The organism is Cupriavidus sp. MP-37 (genome assembly GCF_020618415.1).
Lineage (GTDB): Bacteria > Pseudomonadota > Gammaproteobacteria > Burkholderiales > Burkholderiaceae > Cupriavidus.
Genome location: NZ_CP085344.1, coordinates 1,407,437 through 1,427,375 on the forward strand (window position 1 = coordinate 1,407,437; position 19,939 = coordinate 1,427,375).

17 protein-coding genes are annotated in these 19,939 nt (G+C 65.7%); 9 read left to right on the plus strand and 8 right to left on the minus strand.

The genetic code is table 11. The features are described from left to right. Positions 1-166: 166 nt before the first annotated feature. Entirely contained in the window at positions 167-1,816 is a 1,650-nt protein-coding gene (locus LIN44_RS06605; RefSeq protein WP_227314043.1) for an ABC transporter substrate-binding protein, read from the minus strand. Positions 1,817-1,933: 117 nt separating this feature from the next. On the opposite strand from LIN44_RS06605, the gene LIN44_RS06610 reads away from it, so the two are divergent. After that, positions 1,934-2,620 (plus strand): tRNA (guanosine(46)-N(7))-methyltransferase TrmB, encoded by a 687-nt coding sequence (locus tag LIN44_RS06610; RefSeq protein WP_227314351.1) that lies wholly within the window; start codon positions 1,934-1,936, stop codon positions 2,618-2,620. A 71-nt stretch (positions 2,621-2,691) separates the two neighbouring features. Here LIN44_RS06610 and LIN44_RS06615 read toward each other — a convergent pair whose 3' ends face one another. The 7 genes from LIN44_RS06615 to LIN44_RS06645 all read right to left on the minus strand — a co-directional run bounded on the left by LIN44_RS06615 (position 2,692) and on the right by LIN44_RS06645 (position 11,417). After that, positions 2,692-3,894, minus strand: a complete 1,203-nt coding sequence (locus LIN44_RS06615) for a DUF2863 family protein (RefSeq protein ID WP_227314044.1) — start codon at positions 3,892-3,894, stop codon at positions 2,692-2,694. 107 nt (positions 3,895-4,001) lie between these two features. Further along, positions 4,002-4,157: a hypothetical protein gene (locus LIN44_RS06620; RefSeq protein WP_174080395.1), complete on the minus strand. Its 156-nt coding sequence runs from the start codon at positions 4,155-4,157 to the stop codon at positions 4,002-4,004. Between the two features lie 230 nt (positions 4,158-4,387). Then, complete coding sequence (acnA, locus tag LIN44_RS06625; RefSeq protein WP_227314045.1) at positions 4,388-7,093, minus strand: aconitate hydratase AcnA; 2,706 nt, start codon at positions 7,091-7,093, stop codon at positions 4,388-4,390. Positions 7,094-7,308: 215 nt separating this feature from the next. Continuing rightward, a complete protein-coding gene (locus tag LIN44_RS06630; protein WP_227314046.1) occupies positions 7,309-7,869 on the minus strand; it encodes a hypothetical protein in 561 nt (186 codons plus the stop codon). Between the two features lie 217 nt (positions 7,870-8,086). Further along, positions 8,087-9,274 carry a 2-methylcitrate synthase gene (gene prpC, locus LIN44_RS06635; protein WP_227314047.1) on the minus strand — a complete coding sequence of 396 codons (1,188 nt, stop codon included), beginning with the start codon at positions 9,272-9,274 and terminating at the stop codon, positions 8,087-8,089. Between the two features lie 50 nt (positions 9,275-9,324). Further along, positions 9,325-10,305: a CoA ester lyase gene (locus LIN44_RS06640; RefSeq protein ID WP_227314048.1), complete on the minus strand. Its 981-nt coding sequence runs from the start codon at positions 10,303-10,305 to the stop codon at positions 9,325-9,327. A 128-nt stretch (positions 10,306-10,433) separates the two neighbouring features. After that, positions 10,434-11,417, minus strand: coding sequence for a malate dehydrogenase (locus LIN44_RS06645; protein WP_227314049.1), 984 nt, complete (start codon positions 11,415-11,417; stop codon positions 10,434-10,436). A gap of 412 nt (positions 11,418-11,829) precedes the next feature. Between LIN44_RS06645 and LIN44_RS06650 the strand changes: the two genes are divergently transcribed. The 8 genes from LIN44_RS06650 (at position 11,830) to LIN44_RS06685 (ending at position 19,675) form a co-directional block, all read left to right on the plus strand. Continuing rightward, on the plus strand, positions 11,830-12,732 hold the full coding sequence (locus LIN44_RS06650; protein ID WP_092309751.1) for a GntR family transcriptional regulator: 903 nt from the start codon (positions 11,830-11,832) through the stop codon (positions 12,730-12,732). A 276-nt stretch (positions 12,733-13,008) separates the two neighbouring features. Then, positions 13,009-13,419, plus strand: a complete 411-nt coding sequence (gene sdhC, locus LIN44_RS06655; RefSeq protein WP_227314050.1) for a succinate dehydrogenase, cytochrome b556 subunit — start codon at positions 13,009-13,011, stop codon at positions 13,417-13,419. 11 nt (positions 13,420-13,430) lie between these two features. Continuing rightward, on the plus strand, positions 13,431-13,796 hold the full coding sequence (sdhD, locus tag LIN44_RS06660; RefSeq protein ID WP_012353372.1) for a succinate dehydrogenase, hydrophobic membrane anchor protein: 366 nt from the start codon (positions 13,431-13,433) through the stop codon (positions 13,794-13,796). Positions 13,797-13,799: 3 nt separating this feature from the next. Next, the gene (gene sdhA / locus LIN44_RS06665; protein ID WP_227314051.1) at positions 13,800-15,578 is read left to right on the plus strand and encodes a succinate dehydrogenase flavoprotein subunit; all 1,779 of its coding nucleotides are present in this window, start codon (positions 13,800-13,802) and stop codon (positions 15,576-15,578) included. Between the two features lie 34 nt (positions 15,579-15,612). After that, entirely contained in the window at positions 15,613-16,314 is a 702-nt protein-coding gene (locus LIN44_RS06670; RefSeq protein ID WP_010814619.1) for a succinate dehydrogenase iron-sulfur subunit, read from the plus strand. A 78-nt stretch (positions 16,315-16,392) separates the two neighbouring features. After that, positions 16,393-16,680 carry a succinate dehydrogenase assembly factor 2 gene (locus LIN44_RS06675; RefSeq protein WP_012353370.1) on the plus strand — a complete coding sequence of 96 codons (288 nt, stop codon included), beginning with the start codon at positions 16,393-16,395 and terminating at the stop codon, positions 16,678-16,680. A gap of 43 nt (positions 16,681-16,723) precedes the next feature. Beyond that, on the plus strand, positions 16,724-18,025 hold the full coding sequence (gene gltA, locus LIN44_RS06680; protein ID WP_012353369.1) for a citrate synthase: 1,302 nt from the start codon (positions 16,724-16,726) through the stop codon (positions 18,023-18,025). Positions 18,026-18,559: 534 nt separating this feature from the next. After that, positions 18,560-19,675: a branched-chain amino acid ABC transporter substrate-binding protein gene (locus tag LIN44_RS06685; RefSeq protein WP_227314052.1), complete on the plus strand. Its 1,116-nt coding sequence runs from the start codon at positions 18,560-18,562 to the stop codon at positions 19,673-19,675. The last annotated feature ends 264 nt before the right edge of the window (positions 19,676-19,939 follow it).

The window sequence follows — 19,939 nt, forward strand, 5'->3', positions numbered from 1 at the left end:
TCTCCCCTCATGGGGAGAGGGCCGGGGTGAGGGGTGGTCTAGCGAGGTACCACATCGAGCGAAGCCTCCGGTTTTTTCCAGCACCACGCCCGTTCAAACGCCCGCCCTCACCCCCGCCCCTCTCCCGCAAGCGGGAGAGGGGAGAAAGACCGCAGCGGCGATACCCTCACTCCTTGTGGAAGAACTGCGCCAGCGACCACTCGTCGGTGCGCGCCTCGTACTTCAGCCCCTTCTTCATCGCCCACATCGCCAGCTGGCTGTGCGACGGAATGATCGCGTGGTCGGCCAGCGCAAACTTTGCCGCGGTGCGGGCATTTTCCTCACGCGCCTTGTCGCTGCTGACCGTGGTCAGCGACTTCTCGATCAGCTGGTCCAGTTGCGGGTTGCTGTACTTGCCCCAGTTCCAGGTGCCGTAGCCGGTCTTCGGGTTGGGCGTGCCGGTGATCGAGCGCAGCGCCACGTCGGCGGCGGCCGAGCCCCAGCCCAGCATCTGGAAGGCAAATTCGCCCTGGCGCGCGCGCGTGAAGTAGGCCGCCACCGGCATGGTTTCGACCCTGGTCTGGATGCCGATGCGGGTCAGCATGCTGGCGGTGGCCTGGGCCACCGCGGCGTCGTTCAGGTAGCGGTTGTTGGTGGCGTGCAGCGTCAGGCCGAAACCGTCGGGGTAGCCGGCCGCGGCCAGCAGCTTCTTTGCGCCTTCCGGGTCATAGGCCTCGGGTTTGGTGCCGGGATGCCCGAAGATCTGCGGCGACACGATCGACGACGCCGGCACCGCCAGCCCTTCCATGATGCGGCTGACGATGGCGTCGCGGTTCAGCGCCTTGCTGACAGCGGCGCGCACGCGCGCATCCTTGAACGGGTTCTTGCCCAGCGGCTTGCCGGCCTTGTCGGTGACGAAGGGCGGGTTGTCGCGCGACTGGTCCATCTGCCAGAAGATGGTGCGCCACGAGACCTGCTGCTCGATCTTGAATTTCGGGTTCTGCCTGAGCTTGGCGACGTCGGCCGACGGCACGCTCTCGATCACGTCGACATCGCCCGCCAGCAGTGCGGCGCTGCGCGCGCCATTGTCGGTAATGATGCGGAACACCGCGCGGTCCCACTCGGGTTTCGGGCCCCAGTAGTCGGGATTGCGCGCCATCACGATTTCCTGGCCGCGCGCAAAGCGCACGAACTTGAACGGGCCGGTGCCGATCATGGCCTTGCCCGAATCGAAATCGGTCTGGGTCAGCGTGGCGGCGATCTTCTTCGGCATGATCGGCACGCTGTTCAGGTCGTTGGCCAGGTTGGCGTAGTTGGGCACGCTCATGGTCAGGCGCACGGTGAGCGGGTCGGGCGTGTCGATGCGGGCGATCGGCTTGGTGTAGCTGGTGAACGAGCCCGGGCTGTTGACCAGCTTCTCCGGGCGCTCCAGCGACGCCTTGACGTCGTCGCTGGTAAAGGGCGAGCCATCGTGCCACTTCACGTTGGGACGCAGCTTGATCTCCCAGGTGATGGCGTTGACCGGCTTCCACGACAGCGCCAGGCCGGGGATGTAGCGGGCGTTCTTGTCCATGAACACCAGCGATTCGAACACATGCAGGGCGATGGCGTTGTTGGGGCCGGCATTGTTCCAGTGCGGATCCATCGACGTGACGTCGGCCGCCAGGCCAATGCGCAGGTCTTCGGCCTGCGCGGCGCCGGCCGGCAGCAGCGCAAAGCCAGCGAACGCGGCGCTGCCGAATCCCAGCGCCGCGGCGGCACGGAGCACCGCGCGGCGCGCGGGGTGGGCCGGGCGGCGCGGCGGACGCTGCGGCGGCAAGGCGTGGAGGGTGGTCATCGGGCAGGCTCCTCGTACGGGTCCGCGGGCCGCGGACAGGTTCTCAGGCGGGTTTGTCCCGCATTGTGCCGCTAAAGTGGCATGGTTGCAGCCTTCCCGCCAGGGCTGCCCGGTAAAATGGCGTCCATGTTCGCCAATTCCCGCACCATCGTCTCGGCGCAGTCCGAGGTTCATGAACACCTGGCCGCGCGCGTCGCGCGCCACCTGGCCGAGCCGTTCCGCAAGCCCATCGGCGAGCCCAGCCGGCGCGAGCTCGGCGCGGCGCTGCAGCGCTGGCAGCAGGCCGGCAGCGCGCCGCTGATCCTCGATGCCGGCTGCGGCGTGGGCGAAAGCACGCTGCGCCTGGCGACGCAGTTCCCCGACCATTTCGTCATCGGCGTCGACCAGTCCGAAAAGCGCCTGGCCGCCGGCAAGGACTGGTGGGGCGAGGCGCCGATGCCGGGCAATTTCTGCTGGGCCCGCGCCGACCTGGTCGATGTCTGGCGGATGCTGCAGGCGGATGCGGTGCCGGTGGCGCGCCACTACGTGCTGTACCCGAACCCGTGGCCGAAGATCGGCCACCTGGGGCGGCGCTGGCAGGGGCATGCGGTGTTCCCGGCGCTGGCGGCGTGCGGCGATTACCTCGAGTGCCGCAGCAACTGGCGCATCTATATCGACGAGTTCGCGCAGGCGCTGGAACTGGTGGGACGGCCGGCGCGGGTCGAGGCATGGGCGCCGGCGCAGCCGATGACGCCGTTCGAGCGCAAGTACGCGGCCTCCGGCCACGGCTTGTGGCGCTGCGTCAGCGAGCGCCGGCCCGGCTGAACGCCCAAATGAAAACGGCCCGCAGTGCGGGCCGTTTCGCCGTCTGGTGCGCCGGTGCGCGTCAGTGCGCGTCAGTGGAACAGCGGCTGCTGCGTGGGCGCGTCTTCGGGCAGTTCGGCGTGGACGATCTCGCCATTGCGGTCGGCGTACAGCGGCGTGCCGCAGTCTTCGCAGTATTCCGGATCGAACAGCGCGGCGTGGCGGAAGATGTCTTCGACGCCGGCATTGCGCAGCTCCTCGCAGATCTGCTCGAGCGGGTTGCCCTTTTCGTCGGCATCGACCTCGCCGGCTTCGCGGCCGTAGACCGGCCAGACAATGCCGTAGATCACATCCTTCTCGCCGCGCATGGTGAAGCCGACGCGGTATTCCTCGACCACCTCTTCGCCGAAGGCGGCCACCACCGCGGCCAGCTGCCCCGCGGAGATGTCCAGCGTGCCGCACAGGTAGTTGACGGCGGCGCGCACGGTCAGCGGGCGGATGCTCTTGTCGGACTCGCGGCAGGACAGGAAGAACGCGTCCGGCAGCAGCAGCTCGAACTCGCAGCCCGGCAGCAGCAGCGCCACCGACGGTTGCACCTGGCTGCGCCATTGTTCCAGGCAGGTCGAGCGTTCGGCGTGGTGATCCTTGGCGTCTTCCTGCCAGCGGAACAGCGCCTGTTCGCGCGGCGCCACCACCACGGCCAGCAGGTAGCGCGGGTCGGCCAGGATCGGCGCGGTCTCGGGCAGGTCGCGCAGGTCGACCTTGGGCACCGTGCCGGCCAGTGCCGCCGCGGCCAGCTTGTGCGTCAGCGCGAAGGTGTCGCTGTGCGTGCGCGGCAGCTGGTCGATGCTGTACAGGTAGGGCGACAGCGAGACCTTGGTGCCGTTGGCCAGCACGTGTGCCTGCAGGTGCACGGCCAGCGTCTGCGCCAGTTCCGGCTTGAGCGCGCCGGACGGGATGGCGTAGCGGGTGTGCGCGAGGATCGGCGCGGCGATCAGCAGCGCGTCATAGTGCTGGCCGTCGACCTCGATCGAGGCGGATTCGGCCAGCGTCTCGGCCTGCTCGGCGAGCACGTCGGAGGCATCGGCATTGTGCTTGAACAGATGCTCCAGCGCCGCGTCGAGCGCGGTCTGGCTACCGTTCTTCAGCAGGCGGCCAAGGCGCTGCGAAAGCCGCCGCTCCCAGTATCCGTCCTCCATGCGGCTGCCCGATGCGTCGAGGGCGAGCGCATCGGCCACCAGACGCTCGGCGTCGGGAGAGAGTCGCGGGGAAGCCTTGGGGCGAAAACCTGCCATAGAAAGAAACCGTCCGTTTTTTGCGTAAAACGGTATTCTACTCGTTGCGTTGACAGGGAGACCGCTATATGCGTGCGGCCGGTGTGAACGCTACGTCCCGCCGCGCTTTATTTCTCGGCCGGAGCGGACGCTGCAGGGGCCGCGGGCGCGTGGCTTTCGACACTGTGCGACTCGCCGGACATGGACACGTCGCTGCCGCCCTTGGTCAGCAGGTAGAGGGCCGCGCCGGCGACCACGATGAATGCGATGAGGATCTTGACCATGGTGTCTCCTGGTTCTGGGTGATGCCGGGGTCCGGCTTCCGGTCATTCGACCGTTGTTGTGCGCCACAGTTTGACAGCCATGGCTTGCGTGGAACTTACACGCGCCGGGTGGGCGCTTCAGGTGATGCCCGGGCCGCAAGGGCCAATGAAAAACGCCGCCTTGCCACGCCCCGGAAGGGGCAGGGCAGGCGGCGTCATGGCGCGGATAGTGCGGATAACGCGGATAGCGCTCAGGCGGCCAGCAGCTGGCGCAGCACGAACGGCAGGATGCCGCCGTGGTTGTAGTAGTCGACCTCGATCGGCGTATCGATGCGCAGCAGCACCGGCACGCGCTGCACGTCGCCGTTGGCGCGCTTGATCACCAGCACCACGTCCTGCTGCGGCTTCAGTTCACCCTCGATGCCTTCGATGTCGAAGGTCTCGTTGCCGGTGATGCCGAGCGTCTGGGCGCTGTCGGCGCCCTTGAACTGCAGCGGCAGCACGCCCATGCCGACCAGGTTGGAGCGGTGGATGCGCTCGAAGCTGCGCGCGATCACAGCCTTCACGCCCAGCAGCTGCGTGCCCTTGGCGGCCCAGTCGCGCGACGAGCCGGTGCCGTACTCTTCGCCGCCGAACACCACCGTGGGCGTGCCCTCGGCGACATACTTCATCGCCGCGTCATAGATCGACATCTGCTCGCCGGAGGGCTGGTGGATGGTGATGCCGCCCTCCACGCGCGCGCCGTCAGCGGTCGGCGGGATCATCAGGTTCTTGATGCGCACATTGGCGAAGGTGCCGCGCATCATCACCTCATGGTTGCCGCGGCGCGAGCCGTAGCTGTTGAAGTCGGCCTTGAGCACGCCGTGCGACAGCAGGTACTTGCCCGCCGGCGAGGTGTCCTTGATCGAACCGGCCGGCGAGATGTGGTCGGTCGTCACCGAATCGCCGAAGATGCCCAGCGCGCGCGCGCCGCGCACGCTGGCCGAGGCCGCCGACGGCTCCATGCTGAAATCCTGGAAGAACGGCGGCTCGGCGATATAGGTGGAGCGCGGCCAGTCGTAGACCTGGCCCTTGGTGCCCTGGATCGCGGCCCACAGCTTGCTCGGCTTCTTGACCTGCTCGTAGTTGCCCTTGAAGGTCTTGGCGTCCATCGCGTACTTCATCAGCGCGTGGATCTCCTCCGAGCTCGGCCAGATGTCGCCCAGCCAGATGTCGCGGCCGTCCTTGCCCTTGCCGACCGGCTCGGTCATCAGGTCGCGCGTGACATTGCCGGCGATAGCGTAGGCCACCACCAGCGGCGGCGACGCCAGGAAGTTGGCGCGGATGTTCGGGTGGATGCGGGCTTCGAAATTGCGGTTGCCCGACAGCACCGCGGCGGCGACCAGGTCGTTGCTGGTGATGGCCTCGTTCAGCTCTGGCGTCAGGTCGCCGGCATTGCCGATGCAGGTGGTGCAGCCGTAGGCGGTCACGCCGAAGCCCAGCTTTTCCAGGTAAGGGAGCAGGCCCGCGGCCTTCAGGTATTCGGTGACGACGCGGCTGCCCGGCGCCAGCGAGGTCTTGATGTGCGGCGCCACGCTCAGGCCGGCTTCGACCGCCTTCTTGGCCAGCAGGCCGGCGCCCAGCAGCACGCTGGGATTGGAGGTGTTGGTGCACGAGGTGATGGCGGCGATCAGCACGTCGCCGTTGCGCACTTCGATGCCGTCGGCGGTGCGGTAGCTGCGCTCCAGCTCGGCGGGATCCTTGTTGAAGCCGTTCTCGGCCACCGGCTTGCTGAACAGCGAGGCAAAGGTGCTCTTGACGTTGCCGATCTCGATGCGGTCCTGCGGGCGCTTCGGCCCCGCCAGCGACGGCGCCACCGTGCCCAGGTCCAGCGTCACCACCTTGCTGTAGTCGATCTCTCCGGCCCTGGGGATGCCGAACATGTTCTGCGCGCGGAAATAGCCTTCGAAGGCGGCGATTTCCTCGTCGGTGCGGCCGGTGCCCTGGAAGTACTCGATGGTCTTCTCGTCGACCGGGAAGAAGCCCATGGTGGCGCCGTATTCGGGTGCCATGTTGCCGATGGTGGCGCGGTCGGGCAGGGCCAGGCTGGCGGTGCCTTCGCCGAAGAATTCGACGAACTTGCCGACCACCTTCTCCTTGCGCAGCATCTCGGTGATGGTCAGCACCAGGTCGGTGGCGGTGACGCCTTCGCGCAGGCGGCCCTTGAGTTCGACGCCGACCACGTCCGGCGTCAGGAAGTACACCGGCTGGCCCAGCATGCCGGCTTCGGCCTCGATGCCGCCGACGCCCCAGCCGACCACGCCGATGCCGTTGATCATGGTGGTGTGCGAATCGGTGCCGACCAGCGTGTCAGGGTAGTAGACGCCGTCCTTCTTGTGCACGCCGCGCGCCAGGTATTCCAGGTTGACCTGGTGCACGATGCCGAAGCCCGGCTGCACCACGCCGAAGGTGTCGAACGCCTGCATGCCCCACTTCATGAACTGGTAGCGCTCGTTGTTGCGCTGGAATTCCAGCTGCATGTTCAGGTCCAGCGCCTTCTTTTCGCGGAAGTGGTCGACCTGCACCGAGTGGTCGACCACCAGGTCCACCGGCACCAGCGGCTCGATCTGCTTGGGGTTCTTGCCCATCTTTTCGGCGACGTTGCGCATCGCCGCCAGGTCGGCCAGCAGCGGCACCCCGGTGAAATCCTGCAGCACCACGCGCGCCACCACGAACGGGATCTCGTCGACGCGCTCGGCATTGGGCTTCCAGTTGGCCAGCTGCCGCACGTGTTCCTCGGTGACCTTCTTGCCGTCGCAGTTGCGCAGCACCGATTCCAGCACCACGCGGATCGACACCGGCAGGCGGCCGATGTCCAGGCCGAGCGCCTCGCCCAGCTGGGGCAGGGAATAAAACTGGCCCTTGCCGGAAGGGCCGATGCTGAATTCTTTTAGCGTGTTCTTGAGGTTGTGGGGCATTGCCGTACTCCGATCGAAGAATGATGCGATGGCATTTGGCTCGGACCTGACTCGGGACCCCGATGCGCTGCCGCGGTGGTTGACCGCGGTCCGAGGCCGGCAGCGCACTGCAACTGCATACTCTAACCGGGGCGCGGCTTCGCCGCCACCCGGTACGGCAAGCAAAAAGGGCGCCGACGGCCGCCATACCGCGGCCGCCGGCGCCCCGGTACCGCTTACTGCTTGGGCGCGGCGGATTGCTGGGGGCTGCCCGGCTGAATCGTCTGGCCGTCCGGCGGCGTGACCAGCAGCGGCGTGGTCGCCGGCGCGCGCAGGCCGCCGGCCTGGGTCGGGGCCGCGGCGCCGGCCTGCATGGCGGCGCTCTGGCAGTCGTCGGCCAGGCGCTGGCCCAGGTTCTTGTTGAACAGCATGGCCTTGCTCGGGATCACCACCAGGTCCAGGCCGGTGCGGGCGTCGTAGTAGCGGTCGGCGCCGGTCACCGTGGCCTGGCGCGGCAGCTTGTAGTCGCGGCCTTGCCAGTGCACGGTCAGGATTTCGTCGCGCAGCATGTCGCCGGAGATATACAGGCTGTTGCCCAGTTCGCACTGCCACTTCTCGCCGCTCGGGGTCACCGCCGCGGCGGTGCCGGCCGCGGCGGCCGCGCCGGCGGCGGCCTTCTTCTTGGTCGACGACTTCTTCTTGGTGGTGGTCTTCTTGGCCGGCTCCTGCGCCATCACGGCGGTGGCAGTGGTCAGGCTGAAGGCGCCGATGCAGGCGGCAAGGACAAGATGTTTCATTTTGTGAGTGCCTTTCGGATACTGAAATCGAGTTATGGTCAAGTGCCGCCGGCAGGCGGCCGGCGCTGGGTTTATTGCCGCCGCTATTCTCTACGATTTGGCCGGGGCGGCGTAGTGCTCTGGGCTTTGGTTACATAATCGGCGCCGCTGTTGGGCCGGCTTCACTTGCGCGGCTTCACTTGCGCGGACTTACTTGCGCGGACTTACTTGCGCGGACTTACTTGCGATCCTTGATCGGCACGAACTTCAGGTTCTCCGGCCCGGTGTAATTGGCGCTGGGGCGGATGATCTTGTTGTCGATGCGCTGCTCGATGATGTGCGCTGCCCAGCCCGAGGTGCGCGCGATCACGAACAGCGGCGTGAACATCGCCGTCGGCACGCCCATCATGTGGTAGCTGACCGCGCTGAACCAGTCCAGGTTGGGGAACATCTTCTTGATGTCCCACATCACGGTTTCGAGCCGCTCGGCGATGTCGAACATCTTCATCGAGCCGGCGTCTTTCGACAGCTTCTTCGCCACTTCCTTGATCACCTGGTTGCGCGGGTCGCCGGTGGTGTACACCGGGTGGCCGAAGCCGATCACGACTTCCTTGTTCTCGACGCGGCGGGTGATGTCGGCCTGGGCCTCGTCCGGGTTGTCGTAGCGCTTCTGGATCTCGAACGCGACCTCGTTGGCGCCGCCGTGCTTGGGGCCGCGCAGCGCGCCGATCGCGCCGGCGATCGACGAATACATGTCCGAACCCGTGCCGGCGATCACGCGCGCGGTGAAGGTCGAGGCGTTGAACTCGTGCTCGGCGTAGAGGTTGAGCGAGGTGTTCATGGCGCGCTCCCACAGCGCCGACGGCTTCTCGCCGTGCAGCAGGTGCAGGAAGTGGCCGCCGATCGATTCATCGTCGGTTTCGACCTCGATGCGGCGGCCGTTGTGGCTGTAGTGGTACCAGTACAGCAGCATCGAACCGAGGCTGGCCATCAGGCGGTCGGCGATGTCGCGCGCGCCCGGGGTGTTGTGGTCTTCCTTCTCCGGCAGCACGGTGCCCAGCACCGACACGCCGGTGCGCATCACGTCCATCGGGTGCGCGCTGGCGGGCACCCATTCCAGCGCCGCCTTGACGTTGGCGGGCAGGCCGCGCAGCGACTTCAGCTTGGCCTTGTAGGCGGCCAGCTCGGACTTGGTCGGCAGCTTGCCGTGCACCAGCAGGTGGGCGATTTCCTCGAACTCGCAGGCCTCGGCGATGTCGAGGATGTCGTAGCCGCGGTAGTGCAGGTCGTTGCCGGTACGGCCGACGGTGCACAGCGCGGTGTTGCCGGCGACAACGCCGGACAACGCGACGGATTTCTTGGCCCGCGGCGCGGCCGGCTCGCTGCCCGGGGCCTCGGCGGCGGGTGCGGACTTCAAAGCGGACATCCTGGTCTCCTCGGGCGCTGCCCGGATGGTTCTTGTTATCGGTATCGGCTTCAGGCGAAGAACAGCGCTTCCACATTGGCCGGCAGCGGCGTGCCGGTGGCCTGCGCACGCTGCAGCAGCGACCAGTAATAGCGGTAGCTGGCGCGGTCGTGCAGCTGCCCTTCATGGCGGATCGGCGCCCAGTTGTTCTCGTGCGCCGCCAGCAGGATCTGGCTGGCCGCGCCGATCTCTTCCGCGCCAGGGCGGAAGGCCGCCACGATCGGGGCGATCTGGCCCGGATGGATGCTCCACTTGCGCAGGTAGCCGAACTCGCTGCGCGCGCGCAGCGCATCGTCGCCGGCGCGCTGCGGCGCCTGCACGTCGGTGCTGACGTTGTGCGACGGCACCTTGCCGTGGCGGTGGCAGGCGGCGGAGATTTCCAGCATGGCGCGGCGCACCAGCGGGTGCTCGAATTGCTGCGGCGAGCGCATGGCCTCGCCGGGAATCGCGCCATGGTGCGCCGAGACAAAGTCCATCAGGCCGAAGCTCAGGCATTCCACCTGCACCAGCGCGGCGATATCGAAGGCCTGCTCCAGCGCGGCATGGGTTTCGATCAGCACATGGATCGGGATATGGCGGGCAATGCCGGCACTGCGCGCGACCTGGTTGACATGGTCGGTCACGCGCGCGACCTCGACCACGTCGGTGACCTTGGGCACGACCACATAGGCCAGCCGCGCCCCGGCGGCGCGCACCAGCACGTCGACATCCTGGCGCCAGCTGGGGTGGGCCGGATCATGGATGCGCACGCCCACCCGGTTGTGGGCATTGAGCGGGCCGTTGACCAGCTGCGCGCACAGTTCGGCGTGCTCGCGCTCGTGGCCCACGGCGGCGCCGTCCTCGCAGTCGAAGGTGATGTCGAAGACCGGGCCAAGCTCTTGTTGCAAGGCCAGCGACTTGCGCATCAGCTTTTCGCTGCCCGCGTAGTGGTCACACACCGGCAACTGGACCGGGATGGCTTCGCCCTGGAACAAGACCTCGGAAGGATGCACGTGGATTCGGAAAGTTGAAGTTGGCGGACAGGGCAGGGCCGCATCGCCGCTGCCTATGAAAAAACCGGGGTCCGCGCCGATTCTTGAATCGTTGCGGAACCCCGGTCCTTGTTCGAGCGTTCGGAAGATCAGCCCAGCAGATGCTGCACGCCGGCCTTTTCTTCTTCCAGTTCCTGCAGGGTGATGTTGATCTTTTCCTGGCTGTAGGCGTCGATCTCCAGACCCTTGACGATTTCGTACTTGCCGTTGGCGGTGGTCACCGGGAAGCCGAACATGGTGTCGGCCGGAATGCCGTATTCACCGTTCGACGGGATGCCCATGGTGACGACCTTGCCATTGCTGCCCAGCACCCAGTCGCGCACGTGGTCGATGGCGGCGTTGGCTGCCGAAGCGGCCGACGACAGGCCACGGGCCTCGATGATGGCGGCGCCGCGCTTGCCGACGGTCGGCAGGAACACGTCGTTGTTCCACACCGGGTCGTTGATCAGGTCCTTGACGCTCTGGCCGTCGACGGTGGCGTAGCGGTAGTCGGCGTACATGGTCGGGCTGTGGTTGCCCCACACGAACAGCTTCTCGATCGACGACACCGGCTTGCCGGTCTTGGCGGCGATCTGCGACAGCGCGCGGTTGTGGTCCAGGCGCAGCATCGCGGTGAAGTTCTCGCGCGGCAGGTTCGGGGCCGACTTCATGGCGATGTAGGCGTTGGTGTTGGCCGGGTTGCCGACCACCAGCACCTTGACATTGCGGCTGGCGACTTCATCCAGCGCCTTGCCCTGCACGGTGAAGATCTGGGCGTTGGCTTCGAGCAGGTCCTTGCGCTCCATGCCCTTGCTGCGCGGACGGGCGCCCACCAGCAGGGCGACGTCGGCGTCCTTGAAGGCAACCTTGGGGTCATCGGTGATGACCACGCCGGCCAGCAGCGGGAACGCGCAGTCTTCCAGTTCCATCACCACGCCCTTGACGGCTTGCTGGGCTTGCGGGAGGTCGAGCAGTTGGAGGATGACCGGCTGGTCTTTGCCCAGCATGTCGCCGTTGGCGATGCGGAACAGCAGGGAGTAGCCGATCTGGCCAGCGGCGCCGGTCACTGCGACGCGCATTGGGGCTTTAGCCATGAGTAAATCTCCAAACGATAGAAGGGGGGATGCCGGTCGGTGGCGCGCCGGCGCCAGGCAGAGGCGCGCGGTGTGTCACCGGGTGCTGGTTGTCGCCACAGCGGGGAGCGGCCGTCCGCCGGAGCCAGGTGGCGGGGCCGGTGGGGGAGAGCCACAACGGGTCATGGTGATGCAACAAAGCGTTAGTCTACTGCGAAGCGAGGCGCCATTTCCAGACCGTGCCGCCGCGGGCGCGGTACATTTCCGCCCTGGGGCGGCAGCTGGCGGGCCTGGAGGCGGGCGATCGCGGGCGTGGACCAGCGCGAGTGTAGGCCTGGCCTCTCTATCCTGTCAATTCATATGTCTTATATAAGACATAAGACAATTAACGTAAGGCTGGACGTTACTCGCCCTTTTGTGGTGAAATCGCGCTATGTCCTCCCTGCCTACGTCCCTGACCGGCGCGGCCACACCCGGCGCGCAGGAATCTGGCGCCGCCACGCCTGGCGCCGGGACGCAGCCGCTTTCGCCGCCGGCGCCCGCGCCGGCCGCCGCGCCGCAGGCCGCCCCGCCAACTGGTGCCGCTTCTGGTCCCGCTCCTGGTCTGCAGTCAGTGCCATCGCCCACGTTCAGCCCGCTTTACCAGCAGATCAAGGCGCTGATCACGCGCAGCCTGCAATCCGGCGAATGGAAGCCCGGCGAGATGATTCCCAGCGAGATGGAGCTGGCGTCGCGCTACAAGGTCAGCCAGGGCACGGTGCGCAAGGCCATCGATGAGCTTGCCGCCGAGAACCTGGTGGCGCGCCGCCAGGGCAAGGGCACCTTCGTGACCACGCACCATGAAGACGTGGTCAAGTTCCGCTTCCTGCGCCTCGTCCCGGACGAAGGCGAACCCCATTATGGCGCCAGCCACGTGCTGGAATGCAAGCGCCTGCGCGCCCCGGCCGAAATCGCGCGGCTGCTCGACATCCGCACCGGCGACAGCGTGGTGCAGATCCGCCGCGTGCTGACGTTCTCCGGCGAATCGACCGTGCTGGACGAAATCTGGCTGCTCGGCGCCAACTTCAAGGGCCTGACCGCGGAAAAGCTGACCGAGTGGAAAGGGCCCATGTATGCATTGTTCGAGGCCGAATTCGGTACGCGCATGATCCGCGCCTCGGAGAAAATCCGCGCCGTGCCGGCCGATGAAACCGCGGCCGGGCTGCTGTCCGTGCCGGTGGGCTCGCCGCTGCTGTCGGTCGAGCGCGTTTCCTACACCTATGGCGACCGCCCCGTGGAAGTGCGCCGTGGGCTGTATGTCACGACCCGGCACTATTACCAGAACGACCTGAGCTGAAACGCCGGCGCCGCGCCTGGATGCGTGCGCCGATTATTGTCGGTCTGGCCGTGGTAACGCCGGCTGTCGTGCGACGCGGTGGTTGTCGCGGGACGCGGTCGCCGGATGTGCCTGGTGTGCGATTGTCGGGCGGCGCTTGTCGGGGTGTGATAGCAGAAAATTATTGGTGCAGCGCGCAACAAAGGCGCTAAAATCTCATGGATTTGCCCTAATGCATCCCGTTGCATGCAGGCAATGGCAGTTTCGTTTCTTTGTTTACCGCTAATGGGGTCTCGCATGGCTGAAGCCGTCAAACAAGCCAGGCCGGAGTTCCGGAATATCGGTATTTCGCAGATCGCGAAATACCGGTTGCCCTGGGCCGGCAAGGTATCCATCCTGCATCGCGTGAGCGGTGCACTGATGTTCCTCCTCCTTCCCTTCGTCCTGTATCTGTTTGAGCAGAGCATCACCTCCGAACTGAGCTTCGCAAAGTTCTCGGCCCTTCTGTCCGGCGGCTTTGTCAAGCTGGTTGTGCTGGCCCTGATCTGGGGTTATCTGCATCACTTCTGCGCCGGCATCCGCTTCCTGCTGCTGGATGTGCACGTTGGTGTCTCCAAGCCCGCCTCGGCCAAGTCTGCCATCAGCGTGCTGGTTGTGAGCCTGCTGCTTACCCTGATTTTCGGCCTGAAGCTGTACGGCCTGTTCTGAGGAGAATCAAGGTGGCAAATAACAATATCGGTCCCAAGCGTCTTGTCGTCGGTGCGCACTACGGTCTGAAAGACTGGCTCGCGCAACGCGTCACCGCCGTGGTCATGGTGGTCTTCACCGTGATCCTGGCGATTGCCTTCCTGCTGTCGAACGGCGCTTCGTATGAAGCGTGGGCAGGGCTCTTCGCCAACCAGTGGATGAAGATCATCACGTTCCTGACCATCCTGTCGCTGCTGTATCACGCCTGGATCGGCGTGCGCGATATCTGGATGGACTATGTGAAGCCGATGGCGGTGCGCCTGGTGCTGCAAGTTCTTACGATTCTGTGGCTCGTCGGTTGCGCGGGCTACGCTGCTCAGATTCTCTGGAGGGTGTAATAAATGGTCGCAGTCAAGACTGGATTGCCGCGTCGCCGCTTTGACGTGGTCATCGTCGGTGCTGGCGGCGCCGGGATGCGCGCATCCCTCCAGCTCGCGGAAGCCGGCCTCAACGTGGCCGTGCTGTCCAAGGTGTTCCCGACCCGCTCGCACACCGTGGCGGCGCAGGGCGGCATCGGTGCCTCGCTCGGCAACATGAGCGAGGACAACTGGCACTATCACTTCTACGACACCATCAAGGGCTCGGACTGGCTGGGCGACCAGGATGCGATCGAGTTCATGTGCCGGGAAGCGCCCAAGGTCGTGTACGAGCTCGAGCACTTCGGCATGCCGTTCGACCGCAACCCCGACGGCACCATCTACCAGCGCCCGTTCGGCGGCCACACCGCCAACTACGGTGAAAAGCCGGTGCAGCGCGCCTGCGCCGCGGCTGACCGTACCGGCCACGCGCTGCTGCACACGCTGTACCAGCGCAACGTGCGCGCCAAGACCCACTTCTTCGTCGAATGGATGGCGCTGGACCTGATCCGCGACCAGGACGGCGACGTGCTGGGCGTGACCGCGCTGGAAATGGAAACCGGCGAGGTCTACATCCTCGAGGCCAAGACCACGCTGTTCGCGACCGGCGGTGCCGGCCGCATCTACGCCGCTTCCACCAACGCCTTCATCAACACTGGTGACGGCCTGGGCATGGCCGCGCGCGCGGGCGTGCCGCTGGAAGACATGGAGTTCTGGCAGTTCCACCCGACCGGCGTGGCCGGCGCGGGCGTGCTGATCACCGAAGGCGTGCGCGGCGAGGGCGGTATCCTGCGCAACAAGGACGGCGAGCGCTTCATGGAGCGCTATGCGCCGACGCTGAAGGACCTGGCGCCGCGCGACTTCGTCTCGCGCTCGATGGACCAGGAAATCAAGGAAGGCCGCGGCTGCGGCCCGAACGGCGACTATGTGCTGCTCGACCTGACCCACGTCGGTGCCGAGACCATCATGAAGCGCCTGCCGTCGATCCGCGAGATCGGCCTGAAGTTCGCCAACGTCGACGCGATCAAGGAACCGATCCCGGTGGTCCCGACCATCCATTACCAGATGGGCGGCATCCCGACCAACTATCACGGCCAGGTGGTGGTGCCGAAGAACGGCAACCCGAACGAGGTCGTCAACGGTTTCTACGCGATCGGCGAGTGCTCGTGCGTGTCGGTGCACGGCGCCAACCGCCTGGGCACCAACTCGCTGCTCGACCTGGTGGTGTTCGGCCGCGCTGCCGGCAACCACATCATCGCGCAGAACCTGAAGCAGAAGGAGCACAAGCCGCTGCCGGCCGATGCCGCCGACCGCGCGCTGTCGCGCCTGGCCAAGCTGCAGTCGTCGTCGTCGGGCGAGTACACGCAGGATGTCGCCAACGACATCCGCAAGAACATGCAGTCGCATGCCGGCGTGTTCCGTACCCAGAAGCTGATGGACGAGGGCGTCGAGCGCATCCTGGAAGTGAGCGAGCGCGCCGCCAACATCCACCTGAAGGACAAGTCCAAGGTCTTCAACACCGCGCTGGTGGAAGCCCTGGAAGTGGCCAACCTGGTGGAAGTGGCCAAGGCCACCATGATCTCGGCCGCGGCCCGCAAGGAATCGCGCGGTGCCCACGCGCACAGCGACTTCCCCAACCGCGACGACCAGAACTGGCTCAAGCACACGCTGTTCTACAGCGAAGGCAACCGCCTCGACTACAAGCCGGTGAAGATGGAACCGCTGACGGTGGAAAGCGTGCCGCCGAAGGCCCGTACCTTCTGAGCACCGCATCGTAGAGATAACAGGACCCACAGAAATGAAGCGTATTTTCGAAGTCTACCGCTACGATCCGGACAAGGATGCGGCACCGCGCATGCAGACCTACGAGGTCGAGCTGGACGGCCACGAGCGCATGCTGCTGGACGCGCTGGTGAAGCTGAAGAAGCTGGACGAGACCATCTCGTTCCGCCGTTCGTGCCGCGAAGGCGTGTGCGGCTCGGACGCGATGAACATCAACGGCAAGAACGGCCTGGCGTGCCTGACCAACATGCGCGAGCTGCCGGACCGCATCGTGCTGCGTCCGCTGCCCGGCCTGCCGGTGGTGCGCGACCTGATCGTCGACATGACGAACTTCTTCAAGCAGTACAACTCGATCAAGCCGTTCCTGATCAACGACGAGCCGCCGCCCGAGAAAGAGCGCCTGCAGTCGCCGGAAGAGCGTGACGAGCTGGATGGCCTGTACGAGTGCATCCTGTGCGCCAGCTGCTCGACCTCGTGCCCGTCGTTCTGGTGGAACCCGGACAAGTTCGTCGGCCCCGCCGGCCTGCTGCAGGCTTACCGCTTCATCGCGGACAGCCGCGACCAGGCCACCAACGAGCGCCTGGACAACCTGAACGACCCGTACCGCCTGTTCCGTTGCCACAGCATCATGAACTGCGTCGACGTGTGCCCGAAGGGTCTGAACCCGACCAAGGCCATCGGCAAGATCAAGGAGCTGATGGTCCGCCGCGCGGTGTGATCCCGCGGCTGTCTAAGCAGTAAGCGGCGCGTCAGCCAGAGCGGTTATATCTGGCAGGCGCGCCGAAAGTAGGAAGCCATGACTGAGAGTCCTGCCACCACCTTCTCCCATCAGGCCGATCCGCACAAGCGCGCCCGGTTGCGCTGGCGTGCCCGCCGCGGCCTCCTGGAGAACGACATCATCGTCGAACGTTTCTTCAACCGTTACGAGGAGAGCCTGTCCGACGAGGATGTGGCTGCGCTGAGCCAGCTGTTCGAGCTCAGTGACAACGAGTTGATGGACCTGCTCCTTGCGCGCAAGGAACTGGACGGTGAGCTCGACACGCCCCCGATGCAGCGAGTCATCGCCCTGCTGCGTACGGTCTGAGTTTTGGTCAACATTATTATTCACAGCATTTGAAGGATCCGACATGACGCCGTCCGATGTGAAAGCCACGCTATCGTTCTCCGATGGTTCCCCCAGCGTTGAGCTGCCGATCTACAAGGGTACGGTTGGCCCGGACGTGATCGACATTCGCAAGCTGTACGGACAAACCGGTAAGTTCACCTACGACCCCGGTTTCATGTCGACGGCTTCGTGCAATTCCAAGATCACCTATATCGACGGCGACAAGGGCGAGCTGCTGTACCGCGGCTACCCGATCGAGCAGCTGGCGCAGAAGTGCGACCACCTCGAGACCTGCTACCTGCTGCTCAAGGGCGAACTGCCCAACGCCAAGCAGAAGGAAGAATTCGTCGGCCATGTGATGAACCACACCATGGTCCACGAGCAGATGCAGTTCTTCATGCGCGGCTTCCGCCGCGATGCGCACCCGATGGCCGTGCTGACCGGCATGGTCGGCGCCATGAGCGCGTTCTACCACGACGCCATGGACATCGACGATCCGCACCAGCGCGAGATCTCGGCCATCCGCCTGATCGCCAAGATGCCGACCCTGGTGGCGATGGCGTACAAGTACAACATCGGCCAGCCGTACATCTACCCGCAGAACGACCTGTCCTACTCGGGCAACTTCATGCGCATGATGTTCGCCACGCCGTGCGCCCCGTACACCGTGAACCCGGTGCTGGAGCGCGCGCTCGACCGCATCTTCATCCTGCACGCCGACCACGAGCAGAACGCGTCGACCTCGACCGTGCGCCTGGCCGGTTCGTCGGGCACCAACCCGTTCGCCGCCATTGCCGCGGGCGTGGCCTGCCTGTGGGGTCCGGCCCACGGCGGCGCCAACGAAGCCGCGCTGAAGATGCTGGAAGAAATCGGCAGCGTCGACAACATCAACGAGTTCATCAAGCAGGTCAAGGACAAGAACTCGGGCGTGCGCCTGATGGGCTTCGGCCACCGCGTGTACAAGAACTACGATCCGCGCGCCAAGCTGATGCGCGAAACCTGCCATGAAGTGCTGAACGAGTTGGGCCTGCACAACGACCCGCTGTTCAAGCTGGCCATGGAGCTGGAAAAGATCGCGCTGGAAGACGAATACTTCGTCAGCCGCAAGCTGTACCCGAACGTCGACTTCTACTCGGGCATCGTGCAGCGCGCGCTGGGCATCCCGACCTCGCTGTTCACCTGCATCTTCGCGCTGGCCCGCACCCCGGGCTGGATCTCGCAGTGGGAAGAGATGATCACCGATCCGGAATACAAGATCGGCCGTCCGCGCCAGCTGTTCGTCGGCGCCGCCACCCGCGACGTGCCGGACGTGGCCAAGCGCTAAGCGGATCCCGCCGCTGCGCAGCGCAGCAATTCCAGACGCCCCGGCCCGCCGGGGCGTTTGTCTTTGTGGGCCGGCCGCGGTTGTGCAGCGCGGCGCCGGCAAGGGCAGGAAATTGCACCCCGAATGGTCCGGGGCGCAATTTGTGGATGATTGTGTCGCGTTTGCCCAAATCGGTTCCGCATAAATTGTGCGATAGTCGCGTGCGGCGGGAAATTTGACCCTATAATGCGGGCTGCTTTGCCGACGGCAGCCGGGCCACCCTTCCGGCATGCGGTGCGGCAAGCGGGGCAGGCGAATCGCTTGCGCAATAGAGAACGCATCAAACGTTGTCTTTCCGAACCTTGGTCCCCATACCTCAGCGGGACTGACACTTGCCGGGCCCCGCATACGCTGTCTCTTCCTTGCAGGCCCGTCTTCCGCGTCTCGGGTGGCGCTTCTGCGAGTCCCGATCCCAATAGTCCGCGGGTGTTGTTCGATTGCGCAGGTCATACCGCTTCTGCCCGGTTGACCCAAACATAAATCGAGGAGCTCCTGATGACGCTGTCCCGTCTTTCCACCATTTCGCTGGCTGCCATGCTGGCTACCTTCGGCGCCGCCGCCAACGCCGAAACCGTGAAGATCGCCATTGCCGGCCCGATGAGCGGCTCGGTGGCGCAGTATGGCGACATGGTCAAGGCCGGTGCGCTGACCGCCGTCGAACAGATCAACGCAGCCGGCGGCGCCGGCGGCAACAAGTTCGAGGTGGTGCTGATGGACGACGCCTGCGAGCCGAAGCAGGCGGTCGCGGTGGCCAACAAGATCGTCAGCCAGAACATCAAGTACGTGATCGGCCACGTGTGCTCGGGCTCGACCATCCCGGCCTCGGACATCTACGAGAACGAAGGCATCGTGATGGTGACGCCGTCGGCCACCGCGCCGCAGCTGACCGAGACCAAGAAGCGCAACTTCATCTTCCGCACCATCGGCCGCGACGACCAGCAGGGCCCGGCCGCCGCCCAGTACATCATCGGCAAGGTCAAGCCGAAGAAGGTCGCCGTGCTGCACGACAAGCAGTCGTACGGCCAGGGCATCGCCAGCTCGGTGAAGAAGGACCTGGAAGCCGCCAAGATCCCGGTGGCCGTGTTCGAAGGCATCAACGCCGGCGACTCGGACTACTCGGCCGTGATCACCAAGCTCAAGTCGCAGGGCGTGGACTTCGTCTACTTCGGCGGCTACCACCCGGAAATGGGTCTGCTGCTGCGCCAGGCGCGCGAGCAGGGCGTGAAGGCCGCCTTCATGGGCCCCGAGGGTGTCGGCAACAAGGACGTGACCGCGATCGCCGGCCCGTCGTCGGAAGGCATGCTGGTGACGCTGCCGGCCGACTTCTCGGCCGATCCGGCCAACGCCGGCCTGGTCAAGGCCTTTGCCGACAAGAAGCGTGACGCCAACGGTCCGTTCCAGATGCCGGCCTATGCCGCGGTCAAGATCATCGGCGACGCCATCGCCGGCGCCAAGAGCACCGATCCCGCCAAGGTTGCCGCGTACATGCACAAGAACGCCTTCACCACGCCGATCGGCAAGGTCGAGTACGACGCCAAGGGCGACCTGAAGTCCTTCAAGTTCGTGGTCTACACCTGGCACAAGGACGCCAGCAAGACCGCCGCGAACTAAGGCGCTTGCACTCCCGACGGGTTGCTCCCCTCTCCCGCTTGCGGGAGAGGGGCAGGGGGTGAGGGCGGGAGTCTCAACGGCTGGGGGCGGCGGGTTAACACCGTTGGCCCCGCTTGATGTGGCTCCTTGCTGGCCCACCCCTCACCCCGGCCCTCTCCCCATGAGGGGAGAGGGAGGACACCTTGCTTTGGCAAGTTCGAGTGGTTTTGGTGCATTGCTCACCCCGGCCCTCTCCCCATGAGGGGAGAGGGAGAACACCTTGCT